The sequence below is a fragment of the Streptomyces iconiensis genome (assembly GCF_028657195.3).
In the GTDB taxonomy this organism is placed as follows: domain Bacteria; phylum Actinomycetota; class Actinomycetes; order Streptomycetales; family Streptomycetaceae; genus Streptomyces; species Streptomyces iconiensis.
Window position 1 is genome coordinate 17,596 of the sequence record NZ_JANCPR020000043.1, and the last position, 14,683, is coordinate 32,278.

The 14,683-nt window shown below is 73.0% G+C and carries 8 protein-coding genes; 3 read left to right on the forward strand and 5 right to left on the reverse strand.

Annotated features, from left to right (window positions below; all coding sequences use genetic code 11):
- Positions 1-213 precede the first annotated feature (213 nt).
- Positions 214-3,738, forward strand: a complete 3,525-nt coding sequence (locus tag NMN56_RS32560) for a glycoside hydrolase family 84 protein (RefSeq protein WP_274044000.1) — start codon at positions 214-216, stop codon at positions 3,736-3,738.
- Positions 3,739-3,877: 139 nt separating this feature from the next.
- On the opposite strand, the gene NMN56_RS32565 is transcribed toward NMN56_RS32560, so the two are convergent.
- The gene (locus NMN56_RS32565; protein WP_274043933.1) at positions 3,878-4,417 is read right to left on the reverse strand and encodes an HNH endonuclease; all 540 of its coding nucleotides are present in this window, start codon (positions 4,415-4,417) and stop codon (positions 3,878-3,880) included.
- Positions 4,418-4,720: 303 nt separating this feature from the next.
- Between NMN56_RS32565 and NMN56_RS32570 the strand changes: the two genes are divergently transcribed.
- Together NMN56_RS32570 and NMN56_RS32575 are read left to right on the forward strand one after the other, a co-directional pair.
- Positions 4,721-5,731 carry a mechanosensitive ion channel family protein gene (locus tag NMN56_RS32570; RefSeq protein WP_274043932.1) on the forward strand — a complete coding sequence of 337 codons (1,011 nt, stop codon included), beginning with the start codon at positions 4,721-4,723 and terminating at the stop codon, positions 5,729-5,731.
- A gap of 271 nt (positions 5,732-6,002) precedes the next feature.
- Positions 6,003-7,217 carry an ROK family transcriptional regulator gene (locus tag NMN56_RS32575; RefSeq protein WP_274043931.1) on the forward strand — a complete coding sequence of 405 codons (1,215 nt, stop codon included), beginning with the start codon at positions 6,003-6,005 and terminating at the stop codon, positions 7,215-7,217.
- A 99-nt stretch (positions 7,218-7,316) separates the two neighbouring features.
- On the opposite strand, the gene NMN56_RS32580 is transcribed toward NMN56_RS32575, so the two are convergent.
- From NMN56_RS32580 to NMN56_RS32595, 4 genes are all read right to left on the reverse strand, one after another.
- On the reverse strand, positions 7,317-8,681 hold the full coding sequence (locus NMN56_RS32580; protein ID WP_274043930.1) for an FHA domain-containing protein: 1,365 nt from the start codon (positions 8,679-8,681) through the stop codon (positions 7,317-7,319).
- Between the two features lie 58 nt (positions 8,682-8,739).
- Positions 8,740-10,095: a vWA domain-containing protein gene (locus tag NMN56_RS32585; protein ID WP_274043929.1), complete on the reverse strand. Its 1,356-nt coding sequence runs from the start codon at positions 10,093-10,095 to the stop codon at positions 8,740-8,742.
- A 155-nt stretch (positions 10,096-10,250) separates the two neighbouring features.
- Positions 10,251-11,765, reverse strand: a complete 1,515-nt coding sequence (locus NMN56_RS32590; protein WP_274043999.1) for a PP2C family protein-serine/threonine phosphatase — start codon at positions 11,763-11,765, stop codon at positions 10,251-10,253.
- A gap of 2 nt (positions 11,766-11,767) precedes the next feature.
- Entirely contained in the window at positions 11,768-14,674 is a 2,907-nt protein-coding gene (locus NMN56_RS32595; RefSeq protein WP_274043998.1) for a serine/threonine-protein kinase, read from the reverse strand.
- Between the last annotated feature and the right edge of the window lie 9 nt (positions 14,675-14,683).

Below are 14,683 nucleotides of genomic sequence, written 5' to 3' on the forward strand. Positions count from 1 at the left end.
CACACCAAGCGGGACGCGCACCAAGCGGGACGCACATCAGTGGTACGCACATCCGGCGGGACGGCGAACAGCCCGGAGGGCCCCTCCAAACGGGGCGCGGGCGACATCGGGGAGGAAGCGGTGGGGACAGCGGCGCGCGGCGGCGGCGAGCGGGAGGCGCCTTCTGGAGGTGTGGGGGCGCGGGTCCGTGAGGTTCCGGGCGGCCGGGGCCGGATGAGCGCCGCCGTACTGACGGCCGCGGTCGTCGGCGGGCTGCTCGGCGGCACGCCCGCCGCGCACGCCGCTCCCCCGCCCTCGCCCGACGACCCGTCGGCAGGCAGCCCCGACGACGACAGCGCACGCGGGAGCCTGCCTCCGGTCTGGCCGCGCCCGCAGTCGATGCGCGAGCAGGGCGCGTTCACACGCGTCGGCCCCGAAGTGGTGCTCGTCGCCGACGAGGACGCCGACCGGTACGCGCTGGACGTCCTGCGGGGGACCTTGCGGGACGCGGGCGTGCGCACCGTCCACGAAGCGCACCCCGGCGACACGCTGCCCGGACAGCCGCGCGGGAAAGGCCAGTCGGGCCGGGAGAAGCGGGCGAACGGGCAGCAGCAGGACGGCGACAGGCAGTCGGGGCAGTGGGGCGGTGGCCCCGGTGCGCACAGCGTGGTCGTGCGCGTGGGCGAGAAGTCGGCGGGCGCGGCGCTGCGCGCCCTGCGCGCACCCGAGCGGGGCGACCTGCCCCGTGGCGGTTACCGGCTGGCCACGGGCACGCACGACGGGCGGGACACCGTGGCGCTCGAAGGCGCCGACGGGGAGGGGCTGTTCTACGCCGCGCAGACCCTGCGGCAGCTCCTCACGGAGCGCGGCGGCTCGCACGGCTTTCCCGGAGTGGCCGTACGGGACTGGCCGACCGCGGCGGCGCGCGGTACGACGGAGGGCTTCTACGGACAGCCCTGGTCGCACGAAGAGCGCCTCTCCCAGATCGACTTCCTGGGGCGCACCAAACAGAACCGCTACTTGTACGCACCGGGCGACGATCCCTACCGCCAGTCGTCCCGCTGGCGCGACCCGTATCCGGCCGCCGAGCGCGCCGCCTTCCGGCAGCTCGCCGAGCGCGCGAAGCGCAACCATGTGGTGCTCGGTTGGGCCGTCTCGCCCGGACAGGGCCTGTGTTTCTCCTCCGAGGAGGACAGGAAGGCACTGCTGCGCAAGGTGGACGCCATGTGGGCGCTGGGCGTGCGCTCCTTCCAGCTCCGCTTCGAGGACGTGAGCTACAGCGAGTGGCACTGCGGGGACGACGCCGACAAGTACGGCTCAGGCCCCGAGTCGGCGGCACGCGCCCAGGCGGAACTCTCCAACGCGGTGGCCGAGCACCTGTCCTCGCGGCATCCGGAAGCGGAGCCGCTGTCGGTGATGCCGACGGAGTTCTACCAGAAGGGCAGAACGGCCTACCGCAAGGCGCTCGCAGGTGAGCTGAACGACCGGGTGCACATCGGCTGGAGCGGCGTCGGCGTGGTGCCACGCACCATCTCGGGCGGCGAACTGGCGGGGGCGCGCGCCGCTTTCCCGCACCACGGCCTGGTGACGATGGACAACTACCCGGTCAACGACTTCGCGCAGGACCGCATCTTCCTCGGCCCCTACCGGGGCAGGGAGCCCGCTGTCGCGACCGGTTCGGCCGCGGTGCTCACCAACGCCATGAAGCAGCCGACCGCCTCCCGCATCCCGCTGTTCACGGCAGCCGACTACGCGTGGAACCCCCGGGGTTACCGCCCGCAGGAGTCCTGGAAGGCCGCCATCGACGAGGTCGCGGGCGGGCCGGGCGCCGCCCCCCGTACGCGCGCCGCCGTGCACGCGCTGGCGGAGAACGACGCCTCCTCCGTGCTGGACAGCGAGGAGTCGGCGTATCTGCGCCCGCTGCTGGACGCCTTCTGGAAGGCGTACAAGGGCGGCGACGGCGCGAGCCTGGAGTCGGCGGGCCGGCGGCTGCGCGCGGCCTTCGGAACGATGCGCACGGCGCCCTCACGGGTCCCGGCCCAGCTGGCAGGGGAAGTACGGCCCTGGCTGGAGGAGTTGGCCCGGCTGGGCGAGGCGGGCGAGCGGTCCGTCGACATGCTGCTGGCGCAGTCCAGGCACGAGGGCGCAGCGGCCTGGGAGGCCCAGCTGGACGTGCGGCGGCTGCGCGGCGAGAGCGCACGGGCGAAGGCCACGGTCGGCAAGGGTGTGCTGACGGACTTCGCCGACAAGGCACTCCGCGTCTCCGACGAATGGACGGGCGTCACCGAGAAGTCCCCGGGCGGCAAGCCGAAGAACCGGCCGGAGAGCGAGGGCGAGAGCAAGAAGAAGACGGAGGAGAAGGGCGGCGAGAAGAGCGGCAAGAGCAGCGAGAGCGGCGGCGCGACCCGGGGCGGTGGCGGCCCCGACGGGAGCGGCGGCCGGGACGCGTTGACCGTGACCGGCACGCCGGACGCACTGCCGGGCTCGCCCCTGTCGGCCGTCGTGGACGGCGACCCGGACACGGTGTACCGCGCGGCCGGCACCCCGTCCACCGCGCACTTCCTGCGGGAGCGCCCGCCCATGCTGGTGCCCCCGAACCAGGCGGACGGGGCGCACACGCGGGCTGCCGGGGACACAGGGGCAGCCCGGGAGGAGACCCGCTCGGCGCTCACCGTGCGGCTGCCCGAGCCGCGTCGGCTACGTGCCGTCACGGTGCTGTCGGGCCCCCGTTCCGGCACGAGGGCACATGTGGAGGTGCACCTTCCCGGCAAGGGCTGGAAGCGGCTCGGCGCCCTGTCGGACACCGGCTGGACACAGCTGCCCAGCACCACAGCACAGGCCGACGCCGTCCGTCTGACCTGGGCGAACAACTCCGAACCGCCCGTCGTGCACGAGGTCACGCCCTGGTACGCGGACGGCCCCGACACCTCGCTCGCGCTGCCCCGTACGACCGTGGACGCGGCCATCGGCGGCGGCCCGACGCGGGCGCACGCGCGGCTGACCGGGCACCGGCCGGCCGACGCGCGGGGCAAGGTCACGGCCAAGGCGCCCAAGGGCTTCACGGTCCGCACACCCCTGCGGACGACCGTACGGCAGGGCAGCACGGTGGACGTGCCGCTGCGGATCACGGCGGACAGCTCGGTCAAGCCCGGGAGTTACGGGATTCCGGTGTCCTTCGACGGGGAACGCACCACGCTCACCGTGCGGGCCTACCCACGTACGTCAGGGCCCGACCTGGCGCGGGAGGGCAGCGCGAAGTCCTCGGGTGACGAGACCGACGACTTCCCCGCCTCCGCTGCCATCGACGGCAAGCGCGGCACACGCTGGTCCTCGCCGGCGAAGGACGGTGAGTGGGTGCAGGTCGAGCTGCCCGAACGCACGCGCGTCGGCCGGGTGGTGCTCCGCTGGCAGGACGCCTACGCCTCGCGCTACCGCGTCCAGGTCTCGCCCGACGGCAAGCGGTGGCGCACGGCGGCGACCGTACGGGAGAGCAAGGGCGGGCGTGAGTCGGTGCGCATGGACTCACCGCGCGACACCCGGTTCGTGCGCGTCCAGGGCGACGAGCGGGCGACGCGCTTCGGTATCTCGCTCTACTCGTTCGAGGTCTACGCCGTCGACACCGGCAAGGGCGCGCACGCGGGACAGCGCTCACGCCCGGAGAACGAACGGCCGGGGAACGAGCGGACGAAGGCGCGTACGGGCGACGGCACGGGGAAGGCACGGCACGCGCGGCGCACAGGCAGCGGGCGCGGGGAATGAGGCGGCGGGCCGGCCCACCGACCGTGCCACCGACCGCCGCCCTCCCGTCGACCGCTGCCGTGCCGCCGACCGCCACCGTGCCGCCGGGCACCGTGACCGGCGCCGCACCTGCGGGCGTGCCCACAACAAAGCCCGGCTCTCAGGCAGAGGATCTGCCGTCGATCCGGGCGAGGTCGTCGTCCGCGCCGTAGGGCTGGAGGTAGGGCAGCCAGCGCGGATCCCTATGGCCTGTCCCGATGATCCGCCAGGCCAGCCCGGAAGGTGGCGCGGGTTGATGGCGCAACCGCCAGCCCAGCTCGGCCACATGGCGGTCCGCTTTCACATGGTTGCAGCGGCGGCAGGCCGCCACGACGTTGTCCCAGGCATGGGGGCCTCCCCTGCTGCGGGGGATGACGTGGTCGACGCTGGTTGCGACGCCACCGCAGTACGCGCACCTGCCGCCGTCCCTGGCGAACAGCGCGCGGCGCGTGAGAGGAACAGACCCCCGAAAGGGCACCCTCACGAACCGCTTGAGACGGACGACACTCGGGGCGGGTATGACTCGGGTCGCGCTGTGCATCAGGGCGCCGGAGTCCTCCAGGCTGATCGCCTTTTCGTTGAGGACGAGGATGAGCGCGCGGCGTAGCGGTACGACGCCGAGCGGCTCGTACGACGCGTTGAGGACCAGGACATGCGGCACGGTGCCTCCTTGTACGTCGGCGGCGCGTGGCTCGCGCCGGGACGATCTCCCCTCAGTGTGTCCCGTGCCCTGGTGACTTCGCCACCACGACCGGGTAACCCACTGAGCGTGTTTTGGACCACATCACGTCCGTCACCTGTCGCAACACCGTTCCCGCCCGGTCACTCGCGGCCTCCGGTCGGGTGGCAGGACCGGGCTCATATTGCTCGTTGGCGCCGAATGTGAAGGCCCTGCGCCGTTAGTGTGGTCGCGGCATCCGCACCCCTGCCTTCGGGTGCCGCTCGCACGGAAGGTCACACCCCTGTGTTCTGGCTGATCAGCGCGTCTCCGTCGCCCGAAGGACCCGACCCGGCCCGCTCCCTGGAGGACGCGCAGGAGCGGGCCGGCGAGGCTGCCGGATGGCTGGGCGAGAACTGGTCGCACTGGCTGACTTCCGGCCTCCGCATCCTGTTCATCTGCGTCGTCGCCGTGGTGCTCCGCTACGTGATACGGCGGGCCATCACCCAGCTCATAGCGCGGATGAACCGCAGATCCGAGGTCGCGGACAGCGGCAACGCGCTGCGCGGACTCCTGGTCAACGGCGAGCGCAGAAGGCAGCGCTCCGAGGCCATCGGGTCCGTGCTCAGGAACGTCGCCTCGTTCGTCATCCTCGGCACGGCGGCACTGACCGTGCTGTCGGGCCTGGGCATCAATCTGGCCCCGCTGCTGGCCAGCGCCGGTGTCGCCGGTGTGGCGCTCGGCTTCGGCGCGCGCAACCTGGTCACCGACCTGCTCGCGGGCATGTTCATGCTGCTGGAGGACCAGTACGGCGTCGGCGACCACGTGGACGTGGGCGAGGCGTCGGGCACGGTGATGGAGATCGGACTGCGCGTGACGCAGCTGCGCGGCGACGGCGGCGAGATCTGGTACATCCGCAATGGCGAGATCAAGCGGGTCGGAAACCTCAGCCAGGGCTGGGCGATGGCCTCACTGGACGTGCAGGTGCGCTCCAGCGAGGACCTGGTCGAGGTGCGGTCGGCCATCACGGCGGCGGGCGAGGAGATGAGCAAGTCCAGCCCGTGGGACGAGGTTCTGTGGGAGCCCGTCGAGGTGCTGGGCCTGGACGAGGTGACGCTCGACTCGATGATGCTGCGGGTCTCCGTCAAGACGATGCCGGGCAAGGCACTGGGTGTCGAACGGGAGTTGCGCTGGCGCATCAAGAAGGCACTGGACCGGCGGGGCATCCAGATCGTGGACGACCACTCCCTCGCGATCGAGGCCGGCCGCCCCGTGACCACCCTCGACAAGGGCGAGGGCATCCCCTTCCAGCGCTGAGCGCTCCGCACGCGGGCGGTCCCGGCGGGCCGGCGGTTCACCGACTCACCGACCCGCCAGGTCGCCGACTCACCGGGTCGCCGGGTCGCCGGGTCGGCAGCCTGGAAGCCCGGCAGCAGGCGCGTCGCGGCGGACCGGGAGGGCGGTTCCCCCGCCCCCTCGGTCCGCCCAACCGGTGGGCGTGCGCCGCCCATTGACGGTCCCCGGGCGGGGGCCTACGGTCCCACATAATGGGAAACCTTCCTAACAGTTAGCTATGGAGGCAGCGCCGATGGCCGGGACGACTCCGGGGACGCCACGCGTGCTGCGGGCGATGAACGACCGGGCCGCGCTCGACCTCCTGCTCGCGCACGGGCCGCTCTCTCGCGGGCGCATCGGCAAGCTGACGGGCCTGTCCAAGCCCACGGCCTCCCAGCTGCTCGTCCGCCTGGAGGCGGCGGGGCTCGTCGTCGTCACCGGAAAGAGCGAGGGCCGGCCAGGACCCAACGCGCAGCTGTACGCGGTCAATCCGGACGCCGCGCATGTCGCGGCGATCGATGTCACCTCACTGCGGCTGCGCGCTGCCGTGGCCGACATCACGGGCCGCACCGCGGGGACGTACGAGGTGCCCACGCCGGGACGGCGCTCGGCGGGGACCGTCCGGCAGGTGGCTGACGCGGTGTACGGCGCAGCGAAGGCGGCCGGAGTGCGCACGGAGGACCTCCAGCGCCTCGTCATCGGTACCCCGGGGGCCTTCGACCCCAGCACGGGACGCCTCAGGTACGCCTCCCACCTGCCGGGCTGGCACTCCCCCACCCTGCTGGACGAGCTGGCAGCCGCGCTGCCGATGCCGCTGGAGTACGACAACGACGTCAACCTCGTGGCGCTCGCCGAGCAGCGCCTCGGCGCGGCACGCGACCACGACGACTTCGTGCTGTTCTGGAACGAACAGGGCATCGGTGCGGCGCTCGTCATCGGAGGGCGTATGCACCGCGGCTGGACGGGCGGGGCCGGCGAGGTCGGCTTCCTACCGGTCCCCGGCACCCCGCTCGTCCGCAGGCCGGCGCAGGCCAACAGCGGCGGGTTCCAGGAACTCGCGGGCGCCAACGCTGTGTTGCGGCTCGCCGGTGAACTCGGCCTGGAGTACGACCCGCAGGCGGAGATGAAGGACGCGGCGGCCGGGCTGCTGGCCCGGGCCACGGCGGACGACAATGTGCCGGACGAGGGCCCGTACGCGGAGTTGCTGCGCCGCTTCGCCACCGGGGTCGCCGTCGGGCTTGCCTCGCTGGTGGCCGTGCTGGACCCGCAGCTCATCGTGCTGTCCGGGGGTGTGCTGGCCGCCGGAGGGGAACAGCTGCGCGAGCTGGTGCGCGCCGAGCTGGCTGAACTCGCCGTTCCGCGCCCCAGGTTGGTGCTCGGCACCGTGACGGAGCACCCCGTACTGAGCGGGGCGCTGGAGAGCGCGCTGGCGACGACCCGCGACGAGGTGTTCGACACCTCACACTGAGGGACACCGCACACCTCGGCGTCCCCGGCATGTGGCGAACGCCACGTCCGGTTCCCCGGGCCCTGAGGCTCCGGGGAACCGGACGTGGCGTTCTGCGTTCTAGGCGCGGTGCAGCGTGATGGTCGTCCAGGCGCCCACGTGCACGCGGTCACCCTCGGTGAGGGGCACGGGTACGTAGGGCTGGATCGGGTCCTCGGCACCGTTGATGGTGGTGCCGTTCGTGGAGTCCTGGTCCACGACGGACCAGCTGCCGTCGGGCTGCTGGACCAGAACGGCGTGCTGGTGCGAGACGCCGGGGTCCTCGGGCGGCCGGCCCAGGTCGATGTCGGGGGCCTCGCCCGTGGAGGCGCGGCGCCGGCCGATGGTGATCTGGGACCCGCTGAGCGGAAGCTGCTGCTGCGGGGAGTACGCGGGCAGGTTGAGCGCCGCCGCCTCCGGGCCGCTACGACCCATCATCGCCTGGAAGTAGGCGCGGTCGGGAGCGATCAGCGCGACCCAGGGGCCACCGTTCTGCGGGGCACCCTGCTGGCCGTAGTCCTGCTGTTGGCCGTAGTCCTGCTGCTGCCCGTAGTCCTGCTGCTGCTGTTGCTGCCCGTAGTCCTGCTGCTGGTGGCCGTACTCCTGCTGCCGTCCGTACTCGGGCTGCTGGCCGTAGTCGGGCTGGTACTCGCCGGGGTGGCCCTGCTGGCCCGGCTGCTGCGGCCGGCCGTCGGGGGCGTGCGGCTGGAGAGGGTGGGGCGGCGCGGGCGGCATGCCCGGGCCTCCGCGCTCCTGCTCGCGCTGCGCGCCTCCGGGCGGGGAGAGCACCCAATCGTCGGCGGACCCGCCGGACTGCCCGTGGCCGCCCTGCCCGCCGCCGTACGGCGAGCCGGGGTCGAGGGGTTCGGCAGGACGGTTCATCTGCGAGGGGCGGGAGCGTTCGTAGTCGAGCCCAGGACCGCGTTCGCCGGGGCCGCCCTCGGGCCCGTTGGAGTAGGGCTGCATCGGCGGCTGCGCCTGCTGGCCCTGCTGCCCCGGGAAGCCGCCCTGCCCGCCGGGACCCTGCTGGCCGCCAGGACCCTGCTGGCCGCCGGGCGCACCCGGGTGCTGCGGCGTCGGCGGCACGTAGGTCGTGGGCGAGTGGGTCAGGAAGTTGTAGCGGCACTCCTCGCAGAAGGGTGCCTGCACCTCGCGCGGCGTCCCGCACTGCGGGCACAGCTCGGGCTGCGCCTGGCCCGGGCCCTGTCCGGGAACGGCCGAGCCGGGGCCCGGGTAGCCGTAGCCCTGTCCCGGCGCTCCGGGAGGCCCTTGCGCTGCGGAACCCGGAGGGCCGGGATAGCCGTAGCCTCCTGGCGCACCGGGTGGCGGCGGCGGGGGCGGCGGCACGGCACCAGCGGGTGCGGCGGGTACGCCGTTCATGCGGTGACCGCAGACTTCGCACCAGTCGTCGGCCGCCGACTGGTGACCGTTCGGGCAAGTCGGCATGGTGAGTGCCTCCCCCTCCGTACTCCTGATCTTCCGTACCTGGTCGGTGACGCTGTGCTTACTTCTTCACGCGGACCGTCTTGGTGGACCGCGTCTCCAGCGTCATCTCGTCGGCTTCGGCGACCTTCGCCTTCAGTCGAACAGTACCCGCCGCGGCATCCACCACGTCGACCACCTTCGAAAGCAGTTTCGCAGTATCCGCGTTCCCGGATTCGTTCGCCAACTGCACCGCGCGCCCGAGTTTGGCCGTCGCACCCGCTTCGTCCCCCGATTTGCGCATATCCAGTCCCGCCTGGATCGCCTGGGCCAGTTCTGCCTGTCCCGTATAGTGCGCGACCTGCGGATTGATGGAGGTCGTCGCGACCATGTCGTCGGTCCACACGGCCCGGATGAGCCCCTGCGAAAGCGTCTGCGGTGTGCCTCCCTCGGGCGCCGGGAGGATCAGCGAAACGCGCGCCGCGAGCATCTCCTGGCCCACCTCGGCCGACGGCACCTCCACACATACGTGGTAGTCGCGCGACTCGTCGCCCCATGACCCCGTCGGGTAGTCACCCGCGCGGGGACCGGCCTCCGTACGGCGTCCTGTCAGCTCCTCCACCGCCGGCGCGACCTGCTTGACGAACTTGATCTCCGAGCCCAGCGGGGTCCACAGGCGCAGCGCCACATCGGCGACCTCCTTGCCCATGGCGCTCTCCATCATCTGCGTGAAGTCCTCGGCCAGGCCGCCCGGATCGGCCACGATGTCGGCGGTGCCGAGCAGCGCGGAGGCGATCCCCGTGACCTCCTTGACCTCCCAGTCGGTGCCGACGCCCCGCGCGTCGCAGGTGAAGCGTCCGGCGCACGCGTCGAGCGCCGCCCTCAACTCCTCGGGCTCCTCATGCTCGTTGCGCCCGTCGGTGAGGACGATGCCGTGCCGGATGGCCACATCGGCCGAGCCCAGCAGCCTGTCGGCGAGGGTGAGCCAGGTGCCGATCGCGGTGCCGCCGCCCGCCGACAGGCCGCGCAGCGCGTCCTTGGCCTCGGCGCGTGTTCCGGCGTCGGCCGTGGCGAGCGCGCCGTTCCCCGGATAGACCTCCTTGGCCACGTGCGTACCGGCGACGACGGCGAAGGCGACACCGTCCCTGAGCGTGTCGATGGCGGCAGCTGTGGCGTCCCGCGCGTTGCGCATCTTCGTCGGCGGGTAGTCCATGGAGCCCGAGCAGTCGACCATGATGACGACGCCCGCCTCGGGCCCGTCATGGAGGGTCGCGCGCGCCGGGTCGGTCACCGGCAGGGGCATGCCGCCCGTGGTGCCGCCGCCCGTCGAGGTCACGGTGACGATCGCGTTGACCTCACGCGCGCCCTCGGGCAGGTACTCGTTCTGGTAAACGTCCACCGAGAAGCGCGGCGCGTTGGACTTGGAGAAGTTGGCCATCTTTTCCGCTCCTGATTGCTCTACAGCGACAAGTAGACAATGGGGCGGGCCGACCTGTATTCGTTCTCGCGCCGCTGCCCCCGGTGGTCCCCGCCCCGCATCTTCCCCCCGAAAGACTTCTCAGGGCCGCCCTGTTGGGGCTGCCCGTACGCGCATCAGGCCGATCCTGCCCCTCCGGGCGCAGCGGGGAACGGGACCACCGCCACTGTTACGTTGTCGTGGCCCCCGCCATCCAGCGCGTAACCGACCAGGTGCTGTGCGGAGTGAAGGGGCCGCGCCAGCGCGTCGGACGGCACCGCTGCCGCCATCTCCTCGGCCGACTCGGCGTAGTTCCACAGCCCGTCCGTGCACACCACCACTACACCGGGCCTGTCCGGCTTGAAGGAAGCCGTGTGCGGGTCGAGTTCGTACGCGTCGGCGCCGAGCCAGCCGGTGATGGCGTGCGCGCGGGAGTCGGCGTACGCCTCCGCCTCGTTCATCAGCCCCGCAGCGACCATCTGCGCGGCCCAGGAATCGTCCTCGGTCAGCCGCGCCGAGGGCGCTGTCCTGTCGTCGGGCACCCAGTAGGCGCGGCTGTCACCGACCCAGCCGACGGTCAGAATCCCGTCGGCCGTCAGGGAGCTGACGATGGTGCAGGCGGGCGCGTTCCTCGTCGGGTCCGAAGGGCCCTCGTCCGCGAGGACGTTGACCGCCTCGGCAGCCGCGACGAGCGCGTCGTGCATGGACTGCTGCGGGTGGCTGCCGCGCGGCACCGACTCGCACAGCGAGGCACTCGCCGCCTCGGCCGCCGCCGCTGACGCCTCGTCGGGGCGCGTGGCGGAGGAGACGCCGTCGCAGATGACGGCGATCGTCGCGGGCGAGCCCTCGGCCGTCGTCGTCTCGGCCACCGCGAAGAAGTCCTCGTTGCGGTGGTGGCGCAGCCCGCGGTCGCTGGCGGCGGCGACGGAGCCCAGCGCGTACTCCATGTGGTCACGCTCACACGGCTGTTTGTGGCCGCAGTGCTCGCAGTAGCCGTCGTTGTCGATGGTGCCCGTGCCGCACGCGACACAGCGCGGCCCCAGCGGCTCGGGCCCGCTGGACACCCCGCCGACTGCCGTGCCCTGCCCGGCTTCGTGCGCGGGCGCCTCGTCCAGCACCGTACGGGGATCACTCGTACGGGGATCGGGCGTGGAAGGCGCCCCGGCCCCTGCGGGGGCCCCGGCCGCTGGTGGGCCCGACGGGAGGGGTGGCGTGCCAGGAGGGGGCGTCGTCGCCTCGCGGGAGGCGTCCGGGCGCTCGTCGGGCGCCGCCGCCCCGTTGCCCGCCTGTTCGGGCAGCGCCACGGCGGGCGGCAGCGCGAAGTCGGGCTCCGTGGGCGTGTGCGTGGGCGTGCTCGCGGGCGCGGCCGTGTGCGGAGGCGCAGGGGTGCGCGGAGGCGTGGCCGGGGACGCGTGTGGGCGCGCCGCTTCCCGTGCGCCCGGCCGGGACTGGTCGCCGGGTGCCGGTGTCACGGGCAGCGCATCGGGGCGCGGCGGCACACCGTTGACCGAGGCTGGGGGGCCTCCGGCGCCCGGCGCCGGATCCCTCAGGGCAGCCTCAAGGTCGGTGCCGCAGGCGCCGCAGAAGCGGTCGCCCTCCTCCAGCGGCTCCTCGCAGCTGGGGCAGGTGGACAGTTGGTCGAGCTGCGGCATGGTCACACCCACGTCCTGGGGCGGAAGCGGTTGGCGCGTTCCACCAGTTCGATCCTCTCGGTGCCCGACTGTGCGAGCCGGGCGAGCAGCCGGTAGGAGCGCTCAAGGCCGAAGCGCAGCCCTTCCTCGGTGAGCGGACTGTCGAACAGCCGCACTCCGGATCCGTGCCGCGCGCTCTGTGGCCCGCCGACGACTCCACCGGGCGGAGCCGCGCCCCGCACTGTGGTGCCCGGCGCTGCTCCCTGCCCGGGAGCAGCCTGGCACAGCATCCAGTCCAGCGCGCAGCCGAGGACCTCCGTGATCAGTTCCTCACGGCGCACCGCGTCCAGTCCGACGTGCTGGAGTTCCTGCACCTGGCGGGCCGCGGCCTGGAGGTCGTCCAGCAGCGGATCGTGCGGCGAGCGCTGCCGGAGCCGTGCCCGTACGGCGGCGACGCGCGCGGCCGTGTAGTGGATCGACGCCTCGGGAACCGACTCCAGCGCCGCCACGGCGCCGGGTCTGTCACCGGCGGCCAGCCGTACCCGTGCGAGCCCGAACGCGGCGCTCACGTACGAGGGATCGGTGGTCCACACCAGCCGGTAGTACTCGGCCGCGTTGTCCAACTGGCCCAGCACCTCGGCACAGATGCCCAGCGCGAGCTTGGGAGCCGGCTCGCCGGGAAAGGCGTCGTAGACCGCGTCGAAGGAGAGCGCCGCCGTCTCCTTGTCGCCCGTCGCCAGCGCGGACAGGCCCCGGTACCAGACCACACGCCAGTCGTCGGCGTGCCGGGCCTCCAGCGCGTCGAGCGCCTCGTCCGCTGCCCGCACGGACGTACCGCCGCCCCCTCCGGACGGCTCCCCCGTCTCCAGGTGCGCGCGCAGCTCGCGCAGCCGCCGTTCGATGGAGTCGGTGGGCGCGTTCTCCAGGGCCGCGATCAGCTCCGCCGGAGCCGCCGCCATCAGCCCGGCGAGGAACCCCGCGTTGGGGTCGGCCGGATCGACGCGGGGTACCGGCAGCGCCATGGCGGTCTGACGGGACTTGAGCGGGACCAGCGAGACCCCGTGCGCCGCCTGAGTGCCCTGCGCGGCCTGCCCGTTGGTCCCCGCCGGTACGCCGGGAGGTGCCGGCGGGGCGGGGGCGCCTGGTGCGGTGCCGGGCATGGCGGGCCCGGGGCCGGTACCGGGTCCCGCACCGGTGCCCACCTGCGCGGGCAGCGGTACGGAAGCGGGTGCGGGTGCGGAGCCGGACACGAGTGCGGAGCCGGCCGCGGAAGCGGGTCCCGGCGCCGGCACCGGGGCGCCTGCCGCCAGTTGCCCGGGGCCGGGTGCGGGTGCGGGCACGCCGCCGTGCACCTGTGCGAGTACGGCTGCCCGTACGGCCGGTGCGGAGCCCGGGGTGAGCGCGGGCGCGCGTGTGCTCCGGCGTCGTCCGTCCGTGGTGCGGGCGCCCAGCAGCGAGGCGTCGCCCGTGTGCCGGGCGACCAGTTCGGTGTCCACGACGCGGAGTTCGGGCCCGAACAGGGTGGACAGCGCGGGCCGCGGCTTGCCTGTCTGCAGCGCGACGACCTCCCGCAGCACACCGAGCAGCTGATCAGCCATCTCCTCGGCCGAGGCGAAGCGGCGCTGCGGATCCGGATCGGTGGCGCGGACCAGGAAGCGGTAGAAGGACTCGTACTTCTGGAAGACGTCGATGTTCTCCGGCTCGGGGAGGCTGTCGGCGAAGACGTTGGTGTAGCCCTGGAAGTCGAAGGTGAGGATGGCGAGCGTCCGCGCGACGGTGTAGAGGTCGGAGGCCACGGAGGCGCCCTCCTCGGCGACCTCGGGCGCCTGATAGCCGACGGTGCCGTAGATGGCGCTGTCCTCGTCGTCCATCCTGCGGACGGCGCCGAGGTCGATCAGCTTGAGCTGGTCGGACTGCTGTATCGCGTTGTCGACCTTGAAGTCGCAGTACAGCAGGTTGCGGGTGTGGAGGTGGCCGAGCGCCTCCAGCGCCTCGATGCCGTAGGCGCACGCCTGCTCGACGGGGAGCGGATCGCGCTTCCCGTCGGGCGTACGGCGCTCGTTGGCGATCTCCTTGAGCGACTTGCCGCCGACGTACTCCATGACGATGTAGCCGTCGAGGCTGCCGGTGCGCTGGTCGAGGTGCTCGACGAAGTTGTAGATGCGGACGATGTTGGCGTGCTCGATCTCCGCGAGGAAGCGGCGCTCGGCGATGGCCGCCGCCATGGCGTCCTCGTCGCCGGTGTCCAGGAGGCCCTTGAGCACGACCCACCGGTCGGACACGGCGCGGTCGACCGCGAGGTAGACCCAGCCGAGGCCGCCGTGTGCCAGGCAGCCGGAGACCTCGTACTGCCCGTGCACGATGTCGCCCGGGCGCAACTTGGGCACGAAGGAGTACGGGTGGCCGCACTTGGTGCAGAAGCCCTCCGTACGCCCTGGGCGCTCACCGCGCGAGCGGCCCACGGGTGCCCCGCAGTCGCTGCTGCTGCAGAAGCGCTTGCGCTCGGGCACCTCCGGGTTCTCCAGCACGACCGTGGCCGGGTCCGGCCTGGGCACGTCGGGGATCTGCACGAGCCCGGCGCCCAGCCTGCCGCGCGCCGAACTCGCCGCGCCCGAACGGCCGCTGCGCACGGATACGGAACGGGCCGAGCCCTTCCCCGACAGCGAGCGCGAGAGCCGCCCGGAGACCGACCGCCGCGAGGACTGCGACCTGGACGAGGATCGCGAGGAGGCACGGGAGGACGATCCGGAACGCGCCGAGCCCGAGGACCTGCTGTCGCGGCCCGCGCTGGTCATGCCGGTCGGCGTTGAGCCGAGCACACCGCCCGGTGCGACGACGGGCGCGAGCCCGCACGTGTCGCAGTACAGCTCGCCCCCGCCCATGTCCTCGTAGGTGCCCTCGCACGCCGGCCGCTGGCACGGCTTGTTCAGCGCGCTCGT